This is a genomic window from Geomonas oryzisoli, from assembly GCF_018986915.1.
GTDB lineage: Bacteria > Desulfobacterota > Desulfuromonadia > Geobacterales > Geobacteraceae > Geomonas > Geomonas oryzisoli.
Map to the genome: position 1 here is coordinate 506,207 of NZ_CP076723.1, position 23,412 is coordinate 529,618.

21 protein-coding genes are annotated in these 23,412 nt (G+C 63.7%); 7 read left to right on the plus strand and 14 right to left on the minus strand.

The genetic code is table 11. The features are described 5' to 3' along the window. Window positions 1-108 precede the first annotated feature (108 nt). The 12 genes from gspN to gspC form a co-directional block, all read right to left on the minus strand. The gene (gene gspN / locus KP004_RS02210; RefSeq protein ID WP_216800758.1) at window positions 109-945 is read right to left on the minus strand and encodes a type II secretion system protein GspN; all 837 of its coding nucleotides are present in this window, start codon (window positions 943-945) and stop codon (window positions 109-111) included. Then, on the minus strand, window positions 946-1,488 hold the full coding sequence (locus KP004_RS02215) for a general secretion pathway protein GspM (RefSeq protein ID WP_216800759.1): 543 nt from the start codon (window positions 1,486-1,488) through the stop codon (window positions 946-948). Further along, window positions 1,485-2,774 carry a type II secretion system protein GspL gene (gene gspL, locus KP004_RS02220; protein ID WP_216800760.1) on the minus strand — a complete coding sequence of 430 codons (1,290 nt, stop codon included), beginning with the start codon at window positions 2,772-2,774 and terminating at the stop codon, window positions 1,485-1,487. Before gspL ends, KP004_RS02215 begins: the two co-directional genes overlap by 4 nt. Continuing rightward, on the minus strand, window positions 2,774-3,706 hold the full coding sequence (gspK, locus tag KP004_RS02225; RefSeq protein WP_216800761.1) for a type II secretion system minor pseudopilin GspK: 933 nt from the start codon (window positions 3,704-3,706) through the stop codon (window positions 2,774-2,776). The genes gspL and gspK overlap by 1 nt, the downstream gene beginning before the upstream one ends. Beyond that, window positions 3,703-4,344 (minus strand): type II secretion system protein GspJ, encoded by a 642-nt coding sequence (locus KP004_RS02230; RefSeq protein ID WP_216800762.1) that lies wholly within the window; start codon window positions 4,342-4,344, stop codon window positions 3,703-3,705. Before KP004_RS02230 ends, gspK begins: the two co-directional genes overlap by 4 nt. After that, complete coding sequence (locus KP004_RS02235) at window positions 4,334-4,678, minus strand: type IV pilus modification PilV family protein (RefSeq protein ID WP_216800763.1); 345 nt, start codon at window positions 4,676-4,678, stop codon at window positions 4,334-4,336. The genes KP004_RS02230 and KP004_RS02235 overlap by 11 nt, the downstream gene beginning before the upstream one ends. Continuing rightward, complete coding sequence (locus KP004_RS02240; RefSeq protein WP_216800764.1) at window positions 4,675-5,196, minus strand: pilus assembly FimT family protein; 522 nt, start codon at window positions 5,194-5,196, stop codon at window positions 4,675-4,677. Before KP004_RS02240 ends, KP004_RS02235 begins: the two co-directional genes overlap by 4 nt. Window positions 5,197-5,292: 96 nt before the next feature. Continuing rightward, on the minus strand, window positions 5,293-5,736 hold the full coding sequence (gene gspG, locus KP004_RS02245; RefSeq protein ID WP_275423149.1) for a type II secretion system major pseudopilin GspG: 444 nt from the start codon (window positions 5,734-5,736) through the stop codon (window positions 5,293-5,295). Between the two features lie 38 nt (window positions 5,737-5,774). After that, window positions 5,775-6,977, minus strand: a complete 1,203-nt coding sequence (gene gspF, locus KP004_RS02250; RefSeq protein WP_216800765.1) for a type II secretion system inner membrane protein GspF — start codon at window positions 6,975-6,977, stop codon at window positions 5,775-5,777. After that, window positions 6,958-8,520 carry a type II secretion system ATPase GspE gene (gene gspE, locus KP004_RS02255; protein WP_216800766.1) on the minus strand — a complete coding sequence of 521 codons (1,563 nt, stop codon included), beginning with the start codon at window positions 8,518-8,520 and terminating at the stop codon, window positions 6,958-6,960. The genes gspF and gspE overlap by 20 nt, the downstream gene beginning before the upstream one ends. 16 nt (window positions 8,521-8,536) lie before the next feature. Beyond that, the gene (gspD, locus tag KP004_RS02260) at window positions 8,537-10,462 is read right to left on the minus strand and encodes a type II secretion system secretin GspD (protein ID WP_216800767.1); all 1,926 of its coding nucleotides are present in this window, start codon (window positions 10,460-10,462) and stop codon (window positions 8,537-8,539) included. 24 nt (window positions 10,463-10,486) lie between these two features. Next, the gene (gene gspC, locus KP004_RS02265) at window positions 10,487-11,386 is read right to left on the minus strand and encodes a type II secretion system protein GspC (protein ID WP_216800768.1); all 900 of its coding nucleotides are present in this window, start codon (window positions 11,384-11,386) and stop codon (window positions 10,487-10,489) included. 498 nt (window positions 11,387-11,884) lie between these two features. Between gspC and mqnB the strand changes: the two genes are divergently transcribed. The 4 genes from mqnB (at window position 11,885) to KP004_RS02285 (ending at window position 16,517) form a co-directional block, all read left to right on the plus strand. After that, the gene (mqnB, locus tag KP004_RS02270) at window positions 11,885-12,625 is read left to right on the plus strand and encodes a futalosine hydrolase (protein ID WP_216800769.1); all 741 of its coding nucleotides are present in this window, start codon (window positions 11,885-11,887) and stop codon (window positions 12,623-12,625) included. Window positions 12,626-12,815: 190 nt separating this feature from the next. Further along, entirely contained in the window at window positions 12,816-13,685 is an 870-nt protein-coding gene (locus KP004_RS02275; RefSeq protein WP_216800770.1) for a 1,4-dihydroxy-6-naphtoate synthase, read from the plus strand. A gap of 73 nt (window positions 13,686-13,758) precedes the next feature. Next, complete coding sequence (locus KP004_RS02280) at window positions 13,759-15,957, plus strand: PAS domain S-box protein (protein ID WP_216800771.1); 2,199 nt, start codon at window positions 13,759-13,761, stop codon at window positions 15,955-15,957. Window positions 15,958-16,064: 107 nt separating this feature from the next. After that, on the plus strand, window positions 16,065-16,517 hold the full coding sequence (locus KP004_RS02285) for a septal ring lytic transglycosylase RlpA family protein (protein ID WP_216800772.1): 453 nt from the start codon (window positions 16,065-16,067) through the stop codon (window positions 16,515-16,517). 259 nt (window positions 16,518-16,776) lie between these two features. Here KP004_RS02285 and KP004_RS02290 read toward each other — a convergent pair whose 3' ends face one another. Then, complete coding sequence (locus tag KP004_RS02290; protein ID WP_216800773.1) at window positions 16,777-18,705, minus strand: tetratricopeptide repeat protein; 1,929 nt, start codon at window positions 18,703-18,705, stop codon at window positions 16,777-16,779. Between the two features lie 318 nt (window positions 18,706-19,023). Between KP004_RS02290 and KP004_RS02295 the strand changes: the two genes are divergently transcribed. The 3 genes from KP004_RS02295 to thiL are packed head-to-tail and all read left to right on the plus strand — an operon-like array spanning window position 19,024 to window position 22,970. Next, window positions 19,024-19,464, plus strand: coding sequence for an Hsp20/alpha crystallin family protein (locus KP004_RS02295; protein WP_216800774.1), 441 nt, complete (start codon window positions 19,024-19,026; stop codon window positions 19,462-19,464). A 12-nt stretch (window positions 19,465-19,476) separates the two neighbouring features. Next, window positions 19,477-21,915 carry an endopeptidase La gene (lon, locus tag KP004_RS02300; RefSeq protein WP_216800775.1) on the plus strand — a complete coding sequence of 813 codons (2,439 nt, stop codon included), beginning with the start codon at window positions 19,477-19,479 and terminating at the stop codon, window positions 21,913-21,915. Next, entirely contained in the window at window positions 21,912-22,970 is a 1,059-nt protein-coding gene (gene thiL / locus KP004_RS02305) for a thiamine-phosphate kinase (protein ID WP_216800776.1), read from the plus strand. The genes lon and thiL overlap by 4 nt, the downstream gene beginning before the upstream one ends. On the opposite strand, the gene KP004_RS02310 is transcribed toward thiL, so the two are convergent. Beyond that, window positions 22,967-23,365, minus strand: a complete 399-nt coding sequence (locus KP004_RS02310; protein ID WP_216800777.1) for a secondary thiamine-phosphate synthase enzyme YjbQ — start codon at window positions 23,363-23,365, stop codon at window positions 22,967-22,969. The two genes, thiL and KP004_RS02310, sit on opposite strands and share 4 nt — an antisense overlap. Window positions 23,366-23,412: the final 47 nt, after the last annotated feature.

A 23,412-nucleotide genomic window follows, 5' to 3' on the forward strand; every position in this document is an offset into this window, starting at 1 on the left:
CGCTCGGTTAAGACCAGCACCACCGCGCTCTCATTACCCTCATCTTAAGTAACAGACGCGGCAAATGCAACCCAATTTTCGATATTGTCAAACTTCGTTCTGAAAAAGTTACAGGGATGGGTGGGCCAGTGTGCCGCCGATGGGGATCTTGAAGGCACCCGGTGAGGTCTGGTACTTGGTGAGCAATAAAAACACGAACTTCTGGCGCTCCAGGAAGGAGGGCTTGGGCATCATCTCCATGGTGAGGTTGAGCGGCGAGGCACCTACCGGGTTGCCAAGGACGGTGTCGCCGGAGAGGCGGACATAGATGCCGTCGCCGTTTAAGGTAAAGCTTTTTAAAACGGCGCGCCCCTTGTCGATCTTGAGGGCGCCGCGCACCTCGCGGTAGGCGGCGTCGGGAAGGGGCATGGCGCCGATCTTGACTCCGGCAACCTCGGCGGCGCGGACCTCGAGCTGCAGCTCGCCCGTGCCTCCCCCTTTGTTCGCCTCCATTTTGCCGTTGAGCTTCAACTCTCCACTCACCTTGGCCTCGGCCACGGTGCTGAAGAAGGGGATGTCCTCGAGCCGCACGCCGCGGCACTGCATGCTCCACCCCTTTGCCGTGCCGAGGTCGACTTCCCCGGCGGCCTCGCCCGCTCCGATGCTGCCGCGGTAGGCAAGGCGCGCCTTGCCGGCAAGAAGCGGCAGCAGCTCCAGCCGCACCTTCACCCGGCCGAGTTTGAGGATCGCTCCCTTCTCGGAGCCGAGCTCCACCTTGTCGGCCTTGAGCCCCAGCGGAAAACTCTTGCCGAAGCCGGTGCACTCCAGGGTGTATCCCGCGTTCTCCGCGACCCGGACCAGGACCCCCTTGATGGCGTCGTTCGGGGTGAACAGCAGCGTCAGGAGCAGGAACAAAATGAGCGCCGCGGGTACGCCGCAGGCAAGGTAAAGGGTGCGTCTGTTCATCTATTTCCCCGCCGGTGCCGGCTTGATGAGGGCGATGGTGAGAGTGAGGTCGAGCTTGGACGGGTCGTCGAACCTCTGCTTGATCAGGGCTTTCTTGACCGTCACCGGCCGGGCACCTTTCTCCAGGCGGTAGATCAGGTTGACCGTCTCGTTGGCGGATAGCCCTTCCATGCGCAGTTCGGCGGCGTCCTCCACGTAGCCCGGGATGTCATCGCCCTTGATGGATTTGACCTGGCTGGAGCGACCCTTGATGCCGATCTCGTCCACGATCTTGGCCGGGGAATCGTCCGCCTTGGTGGCCATCAGCCGGTTGGCCAGGCGCTGGGCTCCCTGGTTCGCCTCCTGGTAGCGCAGCTTCAGGCGCATCATTTCGGCGATGTCTGCCTCGCGCGCGGCGCGCTTTTTTTCCAGGACGGAGATCCTGCTGTTCGCTGCGGAAAGGAGCACCAGGATGGCCAGCACGATGGCGATGGCGACGCCGATGCGCTGACGGGTGCGCTGGTCCAGCCCCTGCAGGAGGGTGATCATCTCTTCGCGTTTCATCGCGTCACCCCCTTCATCTTGCCGCTCAGCGTGAAGGTGACGCTGCCGTCGGGTCGCGATTTGGTCTCACCCACCTCGGCCCCCTCCAGGACGGCGGCGGCACGGGTTTTCAGGTCACTTGCTGCCTGCGCGTTCTTTGCGTCCCCCTTCAGGCGCACGTCCGAGCCGGTCACCTCGGTTTCGTAGATGCCGAAGACGTCATCCCCCTTGACCTGGGCCACGTCGCTTAAAAGCTTCAGCACGTTGCTGGAGGTCTTGGCACCTTCCAGGCGCTTGATCTCGGAACGGAGCTCGGCAACCTCGTCGACCGCCTTTTTCCGGGTCGGGAACACTTCCTTGTAGATGCCGGTGATGGCGCGATCCAGCGAGGCAAGGTCGCGTTTGACCAGGTAGTAGCGCACGCCGCTTTCGGCGAAGATGAGGAGCACCAGGGCGGCTGCCAGCATCATGCTCACCTTGAGACGCTGGTACAGCTTCTCGGTCGCGGCGGTGTAGGCGAGGGGGCCGCGACGCAGGTTGACGGCTGAATTGTCGGCCAGGGCCGCCGCCAGCGCGTAGGTGCCGGCCAAGTCGTGCGCGGCGCGCGGGTCGTCGCCGAAGGCTTCGAAGAGCCCCTTGGTGGAGGGGGAGACGGTCGCTTCCTCCTGCTTGCCTGGGGTGTGCGAGATCACGCGCTCCACGCGCAGGTTGCGGGAGAGCTCCAGCGCGGCCACGGTGCGCTGCAGATCCGCTTCGGTCGCGTTGGGGGGGAGGGCACGGAAGTAGATGGGGGCTCCGTCGCTGTAGGCGGCGACGGCCTCTCCGTCGCTCACCGCCACGGTCCCGGCGGCAGGCGCCAGCTTGTCCCAGTGGAACAGTGATGCGGTGACCACTTCCGGCTCGAGCCCGGCCTGCTTCAAAAGTTCGATCTTCTCGGAGAGCTCCTGGACCCTGCCCCAGACCGCCAGCACCTTACCGCCGGAAAGCGGCAGGGCGTCGAAGGCCAACTGGTCCGTATCGAGTGCGGTCTCCCCTTTGAGTTCCAGCGGGAGGAGTTCGCGCACCTTGGCGCGGTCGCTGATGGGGAGCTCCAGCTCCCGCATGAACAGAGATGAGGGAGGGAGGGCGAGGACCACCCGGTGTTCACCGGTCGCCAGCGAGCTTCCGGCGAGGATGCGGGAGAGTTCCCCCTCCTCACCCGAAAGCGGGTGCCGCTCGGCGGAGAGGAAGGTCGCTCCGCCCTTCTTGGCCCTGAAACTGGCCAGGACCAGTTCGGTCCTTTTCAGCTGTACGATCAGCATGTCCATCAATATTCTCTCCAATAAAGGACCCTGGGCGACGTGCTTCCCACGTCGGTCACCACGGCCTCGACGATACGTACGCTTTCTCCTACCTTCCCCTCGGAACGGATCCGGTAGATGGAACCCTTGAATCCGACTTTTATGGATAGGGCCTGGGTGAGCGTCGAGCTCCCGAAGACATCGGCGAGCGTTTTGATCACCTTGGTCTTGCGGTACTCGAGGATCTGGGCTACCTGGTCCCCGGTCATGAGGCTGTCATCCAGTGACATCAGGACCTCTTTGGGGGCTGTGTTGATGTTGATCACAGCGGCAGGGGCGCCGTTTGCCACTCCGTACGGTGTGACCAAGCCACGCAACTTGGCCAGGACTTCCGGGGTGTACCCCTTGATCAGCCCGAGCTCTTCGAAGGTGTCCAGCTTGTCGTTGTGCACCAGGAGCGGGGTCTTCAGGGTGCCGTAGTAGATCTTTTCTGCACCGCTTGGACGCGGCGTGTCGTCGGTGTCGACCCAGTCCGCCAGCGGGTCGTAAAGGTCGCGCGACAGCTTCAGGGTGTCGAAGAGCCTCAGCAGTGCATCCTTTTGGAACTGGTCCGGCGTGCCGGTCTGCGAGGTTGCGGCATTCAGGTCGATCTTGCCGGTCTCCTCCTCGATGGTGACGGTAACCGTGCCGTTGTCAGCGTCGAAAGACTGCGGCTTAGCCCACGGCTCCAGCAAGGAGCTGTACTCCCCCCCGAGCCTTAGCGTGCTGGAGACCTGCAGAAGCTTGATGCCACCAGCGATCCCAGACTCGGCCAGAATGCCCGCCTGCTGCGATGCTACAAAGTTGTGGCTGTGCGAGGTGTCGACGTAGACCTCGTTGACGAACTCGGCCAATAGTGCCACGAGAAGCGTAGTCACGATGAGTGCTATGACGAGGGCGAATCCCCTTTCCCCCCTCATGGCGTTTTCCTCAGCGTGGCGACGGTGCTGAAGACCTCGCCTCCCTTGGCCGTTATCGTGACTCTCACCTTGTTGGGAAGCCTGTTGTTGAGCGCCGTGTCCCACGTTTTGACCCACTTGCCGCCGTCCCAGCACTCGACCATGAACCCCTCCACCCGGTCCATCACCGGGTAGGGGACCGATGCCACGCTGGTGTCGAGATAGAGGTCGCGGGCCTCGCGCACCAGGCCGAGGATCTGGTCGTCATCCTTTTCCCGTACCGAGTAACGCACCACCATGAGGTCGGACGCCGGCGACGGGTCGATGCGAGGCGGGGTGAGAGCGGTGAACTGTAAAAGCGAAGCCGGCTTGCCGAAGCTGTCCCGGTCCTCGACCACGAAGTGGAACCGCTGTGTGGTTGCCGTTGTTGTCGTTGCACCGGCGCTTGATGTGGGTGCCTTGTAAAAGACCGACGTCAGCTCGTCGTGCAGCTTCCCCAGCGTGGCGGAGAGCTCGCGGCGCTCCTCCATCCTGATGCCCCCCTTGTCGCGGGCCGCGACTACCGAGAAGTAGGTGCCATACAGGGCGCCGGCCAGGATCACCAGAAGCGCCAGGGCGATCAGAAGCTCAATGAGGGTGAAGCCTTTGTTATTGCGCATTTTGCGGTGCGTATTGCACAAGCGACAGCCTTTTCGTGTCGTTGGCCCAGATGACGGTCAGACGGATCATGTTCAGGCCCGGGATCTCGGTCTTGGTTGTTTCGCGCTCCCACTTGTGATCGGGATGATCGGGCGCGAAGGTCCCCTTGGTGTCGGTCTTTTTGGCGAATTCGGGATCTTCCAGCTTGGCACGCCCCAGCAGTACAGCCGTGGTCTCCTCGGTATCGGCGGCGATACGCGAGAGGTGGAAGTTGACCGAGGAGATCACCGTCAAGAGGACGCCGGCGGTGATGGCAAGGGCGATCATCACCTCGAGTAGTGTGAAGCCTCTCACGAGTTCACCTCCTGGTACCCTGCCTGGACCGTCACCTTCCCTCCCGAAGGGTAGGCCGTCACGGTGAACTGCTCCTTGCCCCCCTTGAGATGGATGGTCACGCCGTCGCCCACGCCTCCGGGGCCGAAGGGGATGACGACTTCACCCTCGGTGACCGCGCCGCGGCTGCCCACACTCACGTCCTCGATGTCGATCCCCTCTTCGATGAGCCGCCTCCCCATGAACTGGTCCGCCGGCTGCAGCTCTTCACCGGAAGGGGATACCTCGGTGATACGGGTGGTGTTCTCGCCCAGTTGCAGGTGCAGGCGGTAGACCTTCTTGGTGACGATGGCCTGGTCGTTGAGGAACCTGAGGCCGCTGGCCAGGTTGCGCGCCGAACTCTTAAGGCGGGTTGCCTCGGGCTCGGGGAGCCGCGGCAGCACGATCCCCGCCGCGAGGGCGATGATGAAGATCACCACCATCAGCTCCAGGAGGGTGAAGCCGGCTTGGCCGCGGTCATGGTTTTTGGCTTTATTCATCGATACCAAGTGCGGTCGTTCCTCTTGCGCAGCTTCAAGGCGGGCGAATGATTATTCGCCCCTACCGTCGGAATCCCGGGTGTCCTTCCGCCAGACCTACTTCATGCTCCAGCTTTCGATGTCGGCGTTCTTACCTTCGCCGCCGCGGGCGCCGTCGGCACCGTAGGAGGAGAGGTCGTAGTCGCCGTGCTCGCCGGGGGAGAGGTAGATGTAGTCGTTGCCCCAGGGATCCTTGGGCACGTTCTTGTTCTCCAGGTACCCCTCGGACTTGTAGTTGTTGGGGATCTTGCCGGTGGTCGGCTTGGTGACCAGCGCCTGCAGTCCCTGCTCGGTGCCGGGGAAGCTGCCGGTGTCAAGCTTGTAGAGCTTCAGCGCGGTTTCGATGTTGCGGATCTGGACCTTGGCGTCGGCTACCTTGGCGTCGTCGCTGCGGCCGATGATCTTCGGCCCGACCAGGACGGCCAAAAGGCTCAGGATGACGATGACCACCATCAGTTCGATCAGGGTGAAGCCGCGGCTGTCTTTCATGGTTTTCAGCATGGAGTGACCTCGCAAAGAATGGAATGGAGTCATTACAGTTATTTCACCAACTGGTTCAGTTGCATGATGGGTAGCAGTACGGCGATGACCATGAAGCCGATGGTGAGACCCATGCCCAGGATCAGCATCGGCTCGAGCAGGGCCATGGAACGGGTCACCTGCGCGTTGAACTCCTTCTGGAAGGCGTCGCCCGCCTTGATCAACATGGCGTCCAACTCGCCGCTTTTCTCGCCGACGGCGGTCATGTGAGTCAGAAGCGGCGGGAAGAGCGGGCTCGTTTTAAGCGCGCCGGAGAGGCTCCCCCCCTGGATCAGCGACTCGCGCGCCTCGGCCAGGAACGACTTGTACTCCCGGTTCACCACGGCCTCGCCGGTGATCTCCATGGCCTTGATGATGGGGACGCCGCTTTGCAGCAAGAGCCCGAGCACCTTGGCGAAGCGCGACAGCACCAGGCGCCGCCAGAGCTGGCCCGCCATCGGGAGCCCCAGGATGAAGCGGTCGCGCTTGTGCAGGAAGTTCTCGTTGGCCTTGGCCCGCTTCCAGGCCGCGGCGGCGCCCAGGGCAGCCGCGCCCATGATCCACCACCCCTTTCGCACCGCGGTGCTCGCCTTGATCAATAGGACCGTGACCAGCGGCAGGGTGGCCTTGTTGCTCTCGAAGACGGCGGAGATCTTGGGGACCACGAAACCGAGCAGCACCATCATGACGCCGATACCGACCACCACCATGATGGCGGGGTAGATGAGGGCGGTAATGACCCGGCTTCTCACCTCGGCCTGGTCCTCCTGGAACTCGGCCAGGCGCTCCAGTACCACCTCCAGCGCGCCGCTCGCCTCGCCGGCGGCGACCATGCCTATGTAGCTCTCGGAGAAGACCTGCGGTTCGGCGGCGAGCGCCTGCGCCAGTCCCTGGCCTTCGGCGAGCCGGTCGCGCACCCGCCCGAGCACCCGCTTCAGTTCGCCCGGCGCCTCCTGCTCCCACAGGGTCGCCACGGCCTCGTAGACGGGCACGGCGCTCCCCAAAAGGGTCGCGAGCCTCCTGGTGGCAAGGGAGAGGTCGGGGACGCTGACGCCGGAGTTGAGCGCCCAGCGGGAGCCTGCCTCGGTGGCGGGGGCGATCTCCTTGGCGAAGAGCCCCTTCTGCTTCAGCTGCAGCCGCGCGTCGTTCTCGCTGGCGGCGTCGACGGTCCCGGTGACCTCGGCACCCTTCTGGTTGAATGCGCTATAGCGAAAGGTCGGCATAGTCGTCCTGGGTCACCCTCAGGACCTCCTCGATGGTGGTAATCCCCGCCGCCGCCTTCATCAGGCCGTCCTCGCGCAGGGTGCGCATCCCCTTGGAGACGGCGTACTCCTTGATGGCGCCGGAGGAGGCCTGGCGGATGATCATGGAGCAGAGTTCGGCGTCGATGGGAAGGAGCTCGTAGATGCCGACCCGCCCGATGGTCCCCAGGTTGAAACACTTGTCGCAGCCGCGGCCGCGGTAGAGAACCGGCGGCAGCTCCACGCCCGGGTAGCTGCGGTCCGGGGTGTAGGATTCCTTGCAGTGCGGGCAGATCACCCGTACCAGCCGCTGCGCCAGCACCGCGGAGAGCGACGAGGCGACCATGAAGGGCTCGATCCCCATGTCGATGAGGCGGGTGACGGCGGTGGCTGCGTCGTTGGTGTGCAGGGTGGAGAGCACCAGGTGGCCGGTGAGCGAGGCCTGCATGGCGATCTCGGCGGTCTCGGCGTCACGGATCTCGCCGATCATGACGATGTCCGGGTCCTGCCTGAGGATGGAGCGCAGCCCGTTGGCGAAGGTGAGGTCGATCTTCGGGTTGACCTGGATCTGCCCCACCCCCTTCAGCTGGTATTCGATCGGGTCTTCGACGGTGATGATGTTCTTCTCCGGCGAGTTGATCTGGGAGAGCGCCGCGTACAGCGTGGTGGTCTTGCCGCTGCCGGTCGGGCCGGTGACCAGGATGATGCCGCTGGTGCGGGAGAGAAGGCGCTCCATGAGGAGGTCGTTCTTGTCCGAGAGCCCGATTTCCTTCAGGGAAAGGACGCCGCGCTGCTTGTCCAGAAGCCTTAAGACCACACGCTCCCCGAAAAAGGTCGGGATCAGCGAGACGCGGATGTCGACGTCGCGGCCGGCGACTTTCACGCGGATGCGGCCGTCCTGGGGGAGCCTCTTCTCGGCGATGTTCAGTCCCGACATGATCTTGACGCGGGAGGTGAGTGCCTCCTGGATCACCTTCGGGGGGGAGAGCATCTTGTAGAGCAGGCCGTCGATGCGGAAGCGGACCTCGAGCTCGCGCTCGAACGGCTCGATGTGGATGTCGCTGGCGCGCTCCTTGACCGCCTGGAACAGGATCGAGTTCAGAAGCCGGATCACCGGCGCCTCGTCGGTCAGCTCCATCAGGTCACGCGGTTCGTTGAACGAGGTTGCCAGAGTGGAGAGCTCCTCCCCCTCGAGTTCCTCGACCACCTCCTGTGCCGAGCCGGAGAGCCGGGAGTAGAGCCGGTTCACTGCGTCGATCAGGACCGGCTGGGGGACCACCACGGTGGAGACCGGGAGCTGGAACAGCCCGGCCATCTCGTCCACGGCCAGTAGGTTGGCCGGGTCGGCGCTGGCCGCGATCACGGTCCCTTGTTCCTCACGCAGCGGGAGCAGGAGGTTGTTGCGGGCGAAGTTGAGCGGCACCCTGGTCACCAGCGCGCCGTCTACCTTGGAATCGTCGATCTCGGCCTGGAAGGGGAGGCCGAGACGTTCCGCTATGCTTTCTAGATCGAGGGTTTCTGCCATGGGAGTCTGTCCGCCGTTACTGGTTGCGAATTTCGGGCTTGTCCGCGGTCACGGACTTCGGTTTCTCCTCGAGAGCGCGCTCCAGGTTGAACGGTGCGTCGTTCTTGACGGCGTCGGAGAAGTTTTTGCGCTGGGTGGTCGAGACATCGGCCAGATCGCGCGCGTCCTTGATGATGCGCGGGGTGAGCATGATCAGCAGGTTGGTCTTGTCGCGCTTGGTGGACTTGGATTTGAAGAGCCAGCCCAGCCCCGGGATGTCGCCCAAGAGCGGGATCTTGCTCTCGGTCACCTGGTCGGTGTCCTGGATCAGGCCGCCGATCAGCACGGTGTCGGTGTTCTTCACTACCACGGAGGTCTTGGCGGAACGCTTGGTGCTACCAAGGCTCGGGCTGGTCGCGGTGCCGAAGTCCTTCACCGCCGAGATCTCCTGGTAGATGTCGAGCTTGACGTACTCACCCTCGCTGATCTGGGGCTTGATCTTCAGAATGATACCGGTGTCCTTGCGCTCGATGGACTGCTGGGAGAGGCCGGTCGAGGTGAGGTTGGTACCCGAGACGAAGGGGACGTTCTCGCCCACGAAGATCTCGGCTTCCTTGTTGTCGCTGGTCATGATGTTCGGCGTGGAGAGGACGTTCAGGGCACCATTGGTCTGCAGCGCCTGCAGCACTACCGGGACGTTGACCTTGCCCAGGGTCACCTCCATGCCCAGGTTCTTGGCCGCCGCTGCCGTCGTGGTGAGGCCGGCCACGGTGCCGAAGGGATCGAAGGTGCCGATGGTGGCCACGGTGCCGTTGGATGCGGCGCCGATGACGCCGATCTGCACACCGAGATCCTTGGCCTTATTCACGGAAACCTCGGCGATCATCGCCTGGACGAAGACCTGGCGGCTTCTTCTGTCCAGTTTCTGGATCACCTGCAGGAGGTTTTGGTAGTCGGTCGGGGAGGCCATGATCACCAGCGAGTTGGTGGCCTTGTCCGGGGTGATGGTGATCTTGCCCCCCTCGAAGACGGCCTGCTGCGGTGCCGCGGCGGTACCCGGAGCTGCGGGCGCCGCGGTCGAGGTCCCTTTCACCAGTCCTTCCAGCACCTTGGCAACCTCGGTCGCCTCGGCGTTTTCCAGGTAGTAGACGTTCACCTTGCTGCTGGTGGTGGGGGGGACCACGTCGACCAGCGCGATCAGTTTCTTGATGTCGGCCTTGTCCTTGTCGGAGCCGAAGATGATGAGGGCGTTCAGCCTCGCGTCGGCGACCACGGGGACGCTGCCGGTGGCGGCGCCCGGTGCCGCCGCCTTGCCGCTTTGCTTGCCGGAGAGCCAGTCCTTGACCATGGTGGCCACGCTGTCGGCGGCCGCGTTCTTCAAAAAGACCAGCTCGGCCCCCTCGCGCACCTGGTCGGTATCGATGTGCTTGAGGATGCTCAGGATCTTCTGGATGTTGTAGGCGGAGTCCACCACGAGGATCAGGTTGGCGGCACCGAATGCGGAAATCTGCCCGTCCTTGGAGACCAGCGGCTGCAGGAAGGTGACCGCGTCCTGCGGGGCGACGTGCTCGAGCTGGATCACCCGGGCCTGGTAGCTGTCGTTCACCACCCCCTTCTCGTCGTCGGTCAGGACCTTCATCCCGGCCTGCCTGGCAGCCGCGGTCGGGACGATTTTCATCACCTTCCCTGCAGGCACCACGGTGAAGCCTTTGAGCTCCAGCACCGAGGTGAAGACGTTGTAAGCCTCCTCGTTGGAGAGCTTGGCCGGGGAGAAGACCGAGATCTTACCCTTGACCCGTTCGTCCATGATGAAGTTCTTGCCGGTCAGGTCGCTGACGAATTTCACCATGGTGGCGATGTCCACGTCGGTGAAGTTGAGCACCACCCCCTTGGCGAAGACCAGGGTCGGGGCGGCGACCAGGAACATGAGCATGGCTGTGATGCGGGCGATTCTTCTTTTCAATGCATCCCCCCTGAGGTTCTATCCTTAGCGTATGTCGTAATTGAAAGTGGTCGGTTGGCCGTCGCGGATCAGGTCGAGCTTGATCCTGCTCTGTCCTTTGAGCGAGGCGAAAGACTGGATCGCCTTCTCCGGCGAGTCGATCGGGAAATCGTTCATCCTCAGGAGAACGTCGCCGTTTTTGATGCCGACGGTGCCGAAGATCCCCTGCGGCTTCACCTCCGACGCCCGGAACCCTTCGACCTTGCCGTCCTTCATGCTGGGGAGAAGGCGCGCGTCGGTCATGGCCTGCCCGATGTTGTCCAGGGCGGCGTTGAGCGCGCGCTGGTCGATGACGTAATTCCCTCCGCCGGAGGAGGCGGCCAAGCCGCCGGCACCACCGGCCGGCGCTGCCGCGGGCGCGGCGGCAGCCTCTGCCGCGGCGGCCATCGGGGTCAGGATCTTCACCCGCTTGCCGCCGATCAGGATCTCGGCCACGTCCTTTTTTACCGAGACCAGCGGACCTGCAGAGAACACCGTGTCCCCAAGGCGGAAGACCCGCTCCTCGTGGCTCGAGGTCTTCTGCACCAGCGCGAAGGTTTCGCGGAAGGAGCCGACCGCCGTTCCCAGGAGGACCAGGTCGCCGACGGAGGCGGCGGGACGCGCGGCGGCCGCCGCTGCCGGGCCTGCGGCTGTCTGCTGCTGCAGCGGGGTGAGTTTTCCCTGCGTTGCCTTGCCGAACAGCCCCCGCTCCAGGATGGGAGCGAAGCTGAGCAGATCCTGGCTCCCGGCCGGCGCGGCGGGACTCTGGGCCGCGACCTGCTTCTGGGCGTTCCTGGGATACAGGGCGGCGATCTTGACGCTCAGCAGATCCGCTGCGATGAGCGCCGCGACTGCGGTGATCGCCAGGCCGAGGGTTATGTTCAGGGGGAGAATCCAGCGCGGCATGAAATACCCTTCTTTGCGAGTAGTTGGAACTGAGCGAATATATTAGATGCCTTTGAGTTATGCAACAAAAAAGGGGGTCCGGGCACCCCGGTTTCGGCATCCTCCCGGCACCCTTTTCCCCCTTCGCCACGGCCTTGGCATCCCCAGTGCGGGGACCGCCGTTACTACTGGCTCACGTGAAGGGAGACTGGATAATGAGAGCCAGCGGTACCCGTGCCTTAACCAAGCGCCACTGTATGAGCAAAAGCTGTGCCGCCGCTTCTGGAGCGAGAATGCGGGAACGCATTGTAACAGATGGTGCATGATTTGCCGCACTTTTTTCCAATGAAGACGCCGGCTACGGAGACGCCGGCATGTGCCGGGGGCGGGAACTTGGACGCGGTCATGCCGCTTTTTTTTGACGTGTGACGGTTCTTTGACTCGCAGATGGCCGCTAGACGTTGAAGTCCGCTGGACTGCTGTGGTACACTCCCGCACCACACCTTTGCTGGAGAGCACATGAACCGTATCATCGTCACCGCATCGACCTGGATGGAACTTTCCGCCCTGGTGGCCGCCACCTCGGCAGTCGCTCTGCCGGGGGCGGGGCCGCTGCCGGTGTATCGCGCCGGGAAGGGGAGGACGGAGCTCCTCTTCGTCCAGACCGGGATCGGGAAGGTGAACGCGGCCATCGCCGCCACCCTCCTGTGCGAGCGCTACGCCCCGGATCTCGTGGTCAATACCGGCTGCGGCGGCGCCTTCGTCGGGTCCGGCCTGGCGGTGGGCGACCTGGCGGTCGCCGACAGCGAGTGCCTCGCCGATGAAGGAGTGCAGACCCCCGCCGGGTGGCGCGGGCTCGACCTGATCGGCATCCCCGTGTACGAGGGGCGGGGCGAGCGGCTCTTCAACCGGATCCCGCTCGACCGGGACGTGGCGCGTGGCGCCCTCGACCTTGCCACGGCAGGCGGCTTCAAAGCCCTCATGGGGCCCTTCCTCACCGTTTCCACCTGCTCCGGCACGGCGAGCCAGGGAGAGGAACTGCTGCGACGGTTCCCGGGAGTCTGCGAGAACATGGAGGGCGCCGCCGTCGCCCAGGTTGCTTTCAGTCACGGCGTTCCCTGTCTCGAGATTCGTGGCATCAGCAACATGGTGGAGGATCGGGACCTGTCGAGGTGGGACCTGAAAGGCGCCGTGAGCGAGGTGCAGCGGTTTCTCACGCTTTACCTGGAAGCCATTGCGGACATTCCACGCCTTGCCTGAACCGCGTGCTCACTCCCTTCCTGCTGCAGTCTAAGGAATCTTCCTGCCACAACTTCTAAATGTACTATGAGTCATTCGTTAACCTTTTCTTGCACGAGAGGCGTGCCGATAGTATATTGGTGAGTCTTAAACTCGCCGTTTTGACGGCAGCCACTTCGCTGCAACTGTTTGCCGGGAGTTGGATCAACACATGAATACAGCAGTGTCACAAAAGCAGGATCAGGAGTCACCTTCTGTGCTTTCTCTGGGCTTTTCACCCTGTCCCAACGATACCTTTATCTTCGACGCCCTGATCCACGGGCGCGTCGACTGCGGCTTCCGGTTCCGCGAGCAGTTGGAGGACGTGGAGACTCTGAACCGGATGGCGCTGGCATCGGTGCTGGACGTTTCCAAGGTTTCCTATCACCTGTTGGGGCATATCCTGAAGGATTACCTCCTGTTGAGAAGCGGCGGTGCCCTGGGGCGCGGCTGCGGCCCTCTGGTGGTGGCCCGTGACGGCCTCGAGCCCGGGGGGCTTGCCGGCAAGCGGGTCGCCCTGCCCGGGCGGTACACCACGGCCGCGCTGCTGCTTAGGCTGTTCGATCCCTCCCTGACCGATTTCGTCTACCTTCCCTTCCATGAGATCATGGCCGCGGTGGCGGACGGCTCGGTGGCGGCCGGCGTGATCATCCACGAATCCCGTTTCACCTACCAGGGGTACGGCCTGAAAAAGGTGGTCGACCTCGGGGAGTGGTGGGAGCGGGAAACGGGACACCCGATCCCGTTGGGGGGGATCGCGGCCAAGCGTTCCCTGGGCCGGGACGCGCTGCTCAGGCTCGAACAGGGGCTGGCCGAAAGCGTCGACTACGCCTTCCGGCACCCCGAAGAGTCCCGCCCCTACATCCGTGCCCACTCCCAGGAGATGAGCGACGAGGTGTGCGACGCCCACATCGGGCTCTACGTGAACGATTTCTCCCGCGGGCTGGGGAGCGAAGGGGAAGCGGCGGTGCGCCTGCTGCTGGGGCGTGCGGCGGAGGCGGGGATCATCCCCCCCTGGCAGGAGCCGTTGCTCATTTCCTGAACAGGAAAACTCAAGTTATGCCTGTTCCCGCCGAAAGGTGCAGGAGCTGTTGTAGTATCGTGGAGGATCTTGGATGACCAAGCCGTTCAACTGGAAGCGGCACATAGCGGTGGGGGGGACCTTCATCGTCCTGTTCTGGGTGGGGGACGCGCTGCTTGACGCCACCATCATGGGGCGTGAACCGTTCTTGCGGCAGCTCCACGATCCGAATACCTACGAGATCTGGATGCGCACCTTCTACGCCTGCCTGCTCGGCGCCTTCTTCGCCTCCCTTTCCGTGGTCTGCGAGCGCGGCCGCAGGGTGGAGACGGCCCTGCGCCATTCCGACGATCTCTCCCAGATCTTCCTGGAATCCTCCCGCGACGCCATCTGCGTCCTCAAGACCGCCGACTATACCATCGTCAACTGCAACGGCGTCTTTCTCGCCAACCACGCCCTGACCGAAGAGACCGCGCGAGGGTGCTCCTTCGCCGAGCTGGTGGCACGTCAGGGGCTCGGCGACCAGATCATGAGCCTCATCTCGGACTGCGCCTGCAGCGGGACTGCGTTGAACAGCGAGATCTGCTACCGCGCCGAGGACGGCAGGAACCGCTACGAGGACATCTCGGTGCACCCGATCGGGGCCCTGGAGCAGGGGGTGCGCACGGTGCTCTTCGTCGCGCGCGACATCACCGTGCGACGCATCTCGCAGGAGCGGCTCGAGGAGTCCGAGGCGAGGTACCGCGCCATCTTCGAGGACACCGGCACCGCCATGGCCATCATCCTTCCCGACGGGACGCTGCAGATGGTGAACCGCGGCTTCGAAGCGGTGACGGGACTTTCGCGCGGCGAGCTCGAGGGGAAGAGACTTTGGACCGAGTTCATCGGCAGCTGCGGCAGCGACGGGGTCTCCGCCCCGGACGAGGGTGCTCCCTCCGCTTCCCCGCGCCGCAGCTTCGAGGTTCAGCTCTCCGGCAAGGACGGCATTCGGACCATGGCCGGCAACTGGGCTGCCATCGAGGGGACCGACCGCTCGGTGCTTTCCCTGGTCGACATCAGCGCCCACAAGGAGGTCGAGGAGGCGCTCAGGGAAAGCCGGGCCACCCTGGCCGTGGCGCAGCGCATCGCACGCCTGGGCAACTGGGACTGGGATCTCGGCAGCGACACGCTCGAGTGGTCGGACGAGATGTACCGTATCTACGATGTCGATCCCGACTCGTTCGTGCCGACCCACGAACTGGTGCTGCAGGCGGTGCACCCCCAGGACCGCGAGCAGGTGATCCGTTCCGTGAACGACGCCATATACAACCGCAGGGCCTGCCAGCTGGACTACCGCATCGTGCTCCCCAACGGCGCGACGCGTACCCTCTCCGCCCGGGCCGAGGTTACCTACGACGCCCAGGGCAAGCCGCTGCACATGCTTGGTACCGCCCAGGACATCACCTGGCGCCTCGAGGCCGAGCAGGCGCTCAGGAACTCGGAGGAGAAGTTCTCCAAGGCCTTCCATGCCTCGCCGGACTCCATCGTCATCACCCGCGCCCAGGACGGCACCTACATCGACGTCAACGAGGCGTTCCAGGAGATCACCGGGTACAGCAGGGAGGAGGTGATCGGCAAGACCTCCACCGAGCTGATGCTCTGGGCCGACCCCGACGCCCGCATGGTGATGCTCAAGCTGTTGAACGAGCACGGGCACGTGCGCAACCTGGACGTGCGCTTCCGGGTCAAGTCAGGCGAGATCCGCGAGCTTTTGTGGTCTGCGGACGTGATCGAGTACCAGGGGGAGGCCTGCCTGATCGCCATCTCCCGCGACGTCACCGATCAGCGCCAGATGGAGCGCGAACTGCTGGAAAGCGATGCCCGCCTGTACATGAAGCACGAGGAGCTGAAGAACGTCTTCCACCAGATGGAAGGGATCCGGCGCGAATGGGAAGAGATCATGGACTGCATCTCCGACATGTTCATCCTCGCGGACCAGTTCGGCAAGATCCGGCGCTTCAACCGGGCCGTCGAGACCTTCACCGGCATGGCGCACCGGGACATCGTCGGCAGGGATTGTCTCGCCTTCCTCGAGGAGCACGGTCTGAAGGAGCACCTGGAGTCTCCGGGGATCGAACTGCTGCACAAAAAAAGCGGCAAATGGTTCGTGGCCAAGCGGCACGCCTTCCCGCCGGAGGTCGACGGCTCCGCGCGCGAGGTGGTGATCATCAACGACACGACCACCATCGGCCGGCACCAGCGAAGGCCGCAGCCCGAGGACAGCGGGTCGGCGCGGCTCTCGGATGTCGGCTAGGAAAAGTCTCGCAAGATTAGAAGGTTAGCTCGGCCACGGTTCATTGAAACTTGACTTTGGGGTTAGAGCGTGTTATACGAATGCCTCGCCCAACAAAGGAGGTGCGCATGGCATCATCCGAGCGGAGCGGCAGGCTGGTACGGGTAATCGTGCTGGCCCTGATGCTCCTCCCGATCCACACGCTTCCCCTGCTGGCTGCAGAACAAGTAGCAAAACCGGTAGTAGAAAAAGCAGAACCGCAAGAAAAGTCGGTGGTGAAAAAACTGGTCGGCATAGCATCCTACTATGCCAAGAAGTTCCACGGAAGAGCGACCACCTCGGGAGAGCGGTACCATCCGGAAAAGATGACCGCTGCCCACCAGAGTCTTCCGCTGGGCACGAAGGTTCTGGTCAGGAACCTCGCCAACGACAAGGAAGTCACGGTTGTCGTCAACGACCGTTGCCGCAAGAAGGGGTTCCCCTTCATCGACCTGTCACGGGCCGCGGCAAGGAAACTGGGGTTCCTCGGGGAAGGAAAGGCCAGAGTGGCCATCATTCCGCTGACCGAGGACGAATCCTAGCAACAAAATACAATCTGGGCGAACAGAGAAAAAGGCCGGGGGCTTGCCCCCGGCCTTTTTTCTTGTAAGGGACTGGGGCAGAAGGGACTGGCTCCGTCAGGTGCCTGTCCCTCTAGCGGAACGCTCCTTTCGGCTCAGCCAACTTTTGAAGCAGTAAGGGGACGGGCACCTGCCGGAGCCAGTCCCCCTTCCGCAAACAAAAAAGGCAGCCCCGCGACAGGGCTGCCTTTTTTATATGATCTGCTGCCCGGGTGGGCGGCTACTCTTCCTTGTGCTTCTTCTTCGAGGAGGACTTCTTCTTTTTGGAGGAAGACTTCTTCGACGACTTCTCTTCCTTCTCCTTCGACTTCTTCCCTTTCTTACCTTTCTTGGACTTGCTCCCGCCCGATCCCTTGTGCTTGCGATAGCTTCTCGGCTCCGGGGTGAATTCGTCCTTGATGTTGCTCAACAGTACCTGGGCCTCTTCCAGTTCCGGGTCGGCCTTCCGGGCCGCCTCGAGGGATTCCTTGGCCTCGGCGATGTGGCCGTCCTTCATCTGCACGCGCCCCATGGCGTTCAGGGCCTTGGCGTGGTCGGGCTTGAGCTTAACCGCTTCCTTGTACTCGTCGGTGGCGGCGGTGTAGTTCTTCTGGAACTCGTACACCAGCCCCAGCTTATAGTGCGCGTTGGGGTCGCTGGGGGAGAGCTCGACCCCTTCCTTCAGGAGTTTCGCAAGGGAGTCGTAGTTCTTGTTCTTGACGTAGATGGCGGTGAGGGCGGTGCGCGCCTCCTGATCGTCCTTCTTCAGGCGGAGCACTTCCTGGTACTCGTTGGCGGCCTGGTCCATTTCGTTGCGCTTGCGCAAGAGGCTGGCGAGCTCGCGGTGGGCATCGAGCGCTTCCGGATCCAGCTTGATGGCGGCCTGGTAGGCGCTGATGGCGGAGTCGAGGTCCTTGGTGTTGACGAAGGCGCGGGCGAGTTTCAGCTGGGTCGGGGCGTCGGCGGGGTTCGCCTTGATAAGCGCCTGGTACTGCTCCAGGGCCTGCGGGAAGCTTCCCCTCAGGGTGTAGATCTCGGCCAGACGCTGGCGCGCGTGTATGTTGTCGGGGGTGCTCGCCAGCACCTGGCGGTATTCCACCACCGCTTCGTCCAGGAGCGCTTTGCGCTCGTAGATCCCGGCCAGGTTCAGGTGCAGCTGCGGGTTCTCACCCTTGTTCCTGATGGCGTCGCGGTAGTAGGACATCGCCTCGTCCTCGCGCCCCACCGCCAGCAGGCAGTCGCCCAGGCGCTGCTGCGCCACGGCGTCAGTCGGCTCCTCCGCGATCCTGAGGCGATACTCGCTGATCGCCATCTCGTAGTCCTTGGAATCTTTGTACTGATCGGCGAGCGCCATGTGATCGACCTTGGGCGTGTCCTTCACCTTGGGGACGATGCCGGCCAGCACCCGCTCGTACTCGGCACTCTTCTGGTCCCCCTTGCGGACGTACCCTTCGGCGAGCAGGCGGTGCACGTCCTTGTTGCCGGGCTCGGCAATGGCGGCCTGCTTCAGCTCGGTCACCGCCTTGTCGACCTCGCCGCGGGCCATGAGCAGGGCGCCCAGCCCAAGGCGCGCCCGGGCGTTGCCGGGCTGGATGGCGAGCGCCTTACGGTACTCGTCCTCGGCCTTTTGCTTCTGACCGACCGCATCGTAGGATACCGCCAGGTCCGTGTGCAGGGAGGCGTCCTCCGGGAGGGCCGCCAGCGCCTCGGTGTAGTGGAAGATGGCGAGCTGGTGCAGATCCTTCTGGGCCAGGATGCGGGCGAGCCCTCCGTGGTAGCGCGGGTCGCCGGTCTTGAGCCCCTGGGAGAGCTCGACCGCCGCCTCTTCGCTGGCGCCTTTTTGCAGGTGCAACAGGCCGAGGTTGCCGCTGGCCGGGTAGAAGTCCGGGTCCAGCGCCAGGGTCTCGCGGTATTCCTGGATGGCGGCGTCGATGTTGCCGCTGCGCTCGAAAGCGAGCGCCTTCAAGTACCTGCCGGGGGCGCCGGTGGGGCACAGTTCCGCCACGCGCTTTTCGGCGTCCTTTCTCTTCTGCTCGCTTGCCTGCGGCGAGAGCTCCAGGATGGTCTTCTTCGCCTCCAGGCAGCTGTTGGTCGCCGGGAACGGCCAGCTGAAACCGGTGCTGAACAGGGTCACCGCAAGAAGCGACGACAGTGCTGCGTATCTTTTCATGTAGGGCCCTTTTATTCGAGAGAACGTGTGGTGGGGGCGCAGTCACGGTGCGCGGGGACTCGGCCCGGGGCAACCGGGCACTGCCGAGCCGTGCGGCCCGGTGAGGTTGGCGGATTATACACATCGGTGCTAATAAATTCAATTCCAAAACGATAATCATTAACGATCCCGCGCGCTTGTCCCCGGAAACCCGCACGGGGTGTGGGGTGCTCGCAGGTTAGGGCGGATTACCTTGACTTTCATGATAAAGATGGTTAAATCATCTGCACCGGCCACGGGGCCGGTTTTTCATTAATAGCCGTGCAACAGAGGGGCGCGATGGCGGTAATTCCCAAGGAACCTTTGGAATGGCTGAACCTGTTCCGCCAGCAGATGGATGAGATCTTCCGTTTTCTCTCCACGCTGGAGGGGCGGGAGGGCTTCACCGAGAAGGAACATGCCCCGTTGGTCGACATCTACGAAACCGACCGCACTTTCGTGGTCGAGGTGGAACTGCCCGGCTGCGATCGCGGCGACATCACCCTGAGCCTGTGCTGCTCCACCCTGGTGGTGGAGGGAACGGCACGGGACGAAACGGCACCCGGCGCCACCTACACCTGCCTTGAGCGCGGCACCGGCCGTTTCTGCAGGGCCATCGAGGTCCCCCCGGGCGTCGACCTGGAGGGGGGGCAGGCGCGCTACCGGCGCGGGCTGCTGACGGTCGAGTTCCCCTGGTGCAAGGGGGAAACGCCGCATATCCGGGAGATTCCGATTCAGTAAGGAGAGGTATAAATGGAAAACAGGCAGGAGACCGAAGAACTTAATATACCGGATGTTCTGCCGCTGCTCCCGGTCCGGGACGTGGTCGTCTATCCCTACATGATTCTGCCGCTTTTCGTGGGACGCGAGATCTCCATCGCGGCCGTCGATCACGCCCTGTCCAAGGACCGCATGATCTTTCTGGCCACGCAGAGGGACGTGGGCGACGAGGACCCTGCCCCCGAGGCGATCTACGAGGTCGGCACGGTGGCCATGATCATGCGCATGCTGAAGCTTCCCGACGGCAGGGTGAAGATCCTGGTGCAGGGGCTCACCAAAGGGCGCATCACCGAGTACCTCAGCGAGAAGCCCTTCTACTCCGTGCGCATCGACCGGATCATCGAACCGGCGGCACCGGAGAACACGCTGGAATCCGAGGCGCTGATCCGCACCGTGAAGGAAGAGCTGGCGAAGATCGTGGCCCTGGGCAAGGCGGTCTCCCCCGAGGTGATGGTCATCGTCGAGAACATGCAGGAGCCCGGGGCGCTCGCCGACCTGGTCGCCAGCAACATCGGCCTCAAGGTGGAGGAGGCGCAGGGGCTCTTGGAGGTGGTCGATCCGCTGGAGCGCCTGAAGAAGGTGAACGACCTCCTGAACAAGGAGAGCGAGCTCCTCAACATGCAGGCCCGCATCCAGTCCGCCGCCAAGGAGGAGATGGGCAAGAGCCAGCGCGAGTACTACCTGCGCGAGCAGTTGCGCGCCATCCAGCAGGAGCTGGGCGAGACCGATGCCAGAAGCGAAGAGATGGCCGAGCTGAGAAAGGCCATCGAAAACGCCAAGATGCCGCAGAACGTCGAGAAGGAGGCCCTGAAGCAGCTCGGGCGCCTGGAGCAGATGCACCCTGACGCCGCCGAGGCGGGGATGCTGCGGACCTTCCTGGACTGGATGGTGGATATCCCCTGGGGCAAGGCGACCAAGGACGCCCTGGAGATAAACCGCGCCTCCGAAATCCTCAACGAGGACCATTACTTCCTGGAGAAGGTGAAGGAGCGTATCCTCGAGTTCCTGGCGGTCAGGAAGCTGAAGAAGAAGATGAAGGGACCGATCCTCTGCTTCGTGGGGCCTCCCGGCGTCGGCAAGACCAGCCTGGGCAAGTCCATCGCCCGCGCCATGGGGAGAAAGTTCGTGCGCATCTCCCTGGGCGGGGTGCGCGACGAGGCGGAGATCCGCGGCCATCGCCGCACCTACGTGGGCGCGCTGCCGGGGCGGATCATCCAGGGACTCAAGCAGGCAGGCTCCAACAACCCGGTCTTCATGCTGGACGAGCTGGACAAGCTCGGCTCCGACTTCAGGGGCGATCCCTCCTCCGCACTTTTGGAGGTGCTCGATCCGGAGCAGAACAACAGCTTCTCGGACCACTACATCAACCTTCCCTTCAACCTGTCCAACGTGATGTTCATCGCCACGGCGAACCAGATGGACACCATTCCGGGCCCCTTGCGCGACAGGATGGAGGTGATCAACCTCTCCGGCTACACCGAGGAGGAGAAGCTCGGTATCGCCAAGCGCTACCTCGTGCCGCGCCAGGTGAAGGAAAACGGCATCACCGAGGAGATCGCGGTCTTCTCCGAGGAGGCGCTGCGCACCATCATCGCCAAGTACACCCGCGAGGCGGGCCTTAGGAACCTGGAGCGCGAGATCGGCAGCGTCTGCCGCAAGGTGGCCAGGAAGTTCGCCGAAGGGAAAGGGGAGAAATTCGTCATCACCGCCGGGACGGTGCCCAAGTACCTCGGGCCGCCCAAGTTCCTGCGCGAGGAGGAGATGGAGAAGAACGAGGTCGGCGTGGTTACCGGTCTCGCCTGGACCCCGGTTGGGGGCGAGGTGCTCTTCGTCGAGGCGACGGTCATGAAAGGGAAGGGGGGGCTGACGCTCACCGGCCAGCTGGGCGACGTGATGAAGGAGTCGGTCCAGGCGGCGCTTTCCTACATCCGCTCCAAGACCGCGGAACTGAACATCCCCGAGGACTTCAGCTCCAGCATCGATATCCACGTGCACGTTCCGGCCGGCGCCATCCCCAAGGACGGCCCCTCGGCCGGGGTGACCATGGCGACCGCGCTGGTATCGGCACTCACCAAGATCCCGGTGCGCAAGGAAGTCGCCATGACCGGCGAGATCACCCTGCGCGGCAAGGTGCTCCCCATCGGCGGCCTGAAGGAGAAGATCCTTGCCGCGGCGCGCCTGGGCGTCACCACGGTGATCATCCCGATACAGAACAAGAAGGATCTTGAGGACGTCCCCAAGACCATCCTCAAGAAGCTCAAGATAGTCACCGCCGCCAACATCGACGACGTGTTGGCGGTCGCCCTGGAGAAGTTTCCGCCCCCGGCCCCCAAGGCGGCCAAGCCTGAACCGCCGAAAACCAAGGTCAGGACCCGCGTCCCGGTCCCGGCACCGGTGAGGGGCAAGGCTTGAAACTTGCCGAGCTGGGCGAATTCGGCCTGATAGACAGGATCAAAGCAAACGTCGCCGCGTCACCCTCGGTGCTCTTGGGCATCGGGGACGACGCGGCGGCGCTGTCTCCCACCCCCGGACAGGTCACCCTGATCACCTCCGACATGCTGCTGGAGGGGGTCCACTTCGACCTCTCCTTCTGCGATCCGTTCACCCTGGGCAAGAAATCCCTCTCCGTCAACCTCTCCGATGTCGCCGCCATGGGCGCGCGGCCGCGCCACTTCCTGCTCGGCGTCGCGCTCCCCAAGGATGTCCCGCTCGAATTCATGGACGGCTTCATGGCGGGCATGCTGGAACAGGCCGGTCGCTACGGCGCGACCCTGGTGGGCGGGGATACCTGCGCCTCCAAGGGGGGATTGGCCATCTCGGTTACCGCGCTGGGCGAGCAGCGTCCGGAACTGGTTTTGAAGAGAAGTGGCGCGAGGCCGGGGGATCTCATCTGCGTGACCGGAACGGTCGGGGACGCTGCGGCGGGGCTGAAACAGCTCTTCGCGGGGGTGCGGGACGGCTTCCTGGTGGCGCGCCAGTTGGATCCGACGCCAAGGGTGGAGACCGGGGTGGCTCTGGCCGAGGCGGGTGTCGTTACCGCCATGATCGACGTAAGCGATGGGGTGCTGCAGGACCTGGGGCACATCTGCGAGATGTCGGGAGCGGGGGCGCGTCTGGAGCTTGCCCGGCTCCCGCTTTCCGAGCACTACTTGGCTTACTGTGGGCACAATGATCATGCTCCCCTCGCCCTCTGGGAGAGGGGCGGGGGTGAGGGCGCTGCTACCGGCAAGCTGCCTCCTGGCCACGACCCCTTTGCCCTGGCGCTTTCCGGCGGCGAGGACTACGAACTGCTGTTCTGCATCCCTGCCGGCAAGGAGTCCGAGGTGGCGGCCATCTGTGCCTCCGTGAACCTCCCTGTCTCCGTGATCGGGGAGATCACCGCAGGCACCGGCGTCCAACTGACCGCTCCCGACGGTTCATCCTACACACCGCCCCGGCGCGGCTTCGACCACTTCGGCGCCGACTAGTCCGCGCAGATCCTCACAGCCACCTTCCTTTCCCTCGGACCATCGAACTCGCAGAAGTAAAGCGCCTGCCAGGTGCCTAAAAGGAGCCTGCCCCGGTCGATCAGGAGCCGCTGGCAGCTCCCGACCAGGGTCGACTTGACGTGTGCCGCGGAATTCCCCTCGGCGTGGGTGAAGTAGTGCTCGTCCGGCACCAGCCGGTCCAGGCAGTTGGCGATGTCCCTCTTTACCGCCGGGTCCGCCCCCTCGTTCACCGTGATCCCCGCCGTGGTATGCATGACGAAGACGTCGCAGCTGCCGCTCCCCACCATGCTGGCCGCAATGAGGTTCTGCACCATCGCCGTGATGTCGATCAGCTCCGTCCTCTCCCTGCTTTTCAGTGTCAGGTACTGGATCATCCGTCCCTCCGTAAGCGCTGCTAAGGGGACTGGCTCCGCAGGTGCCT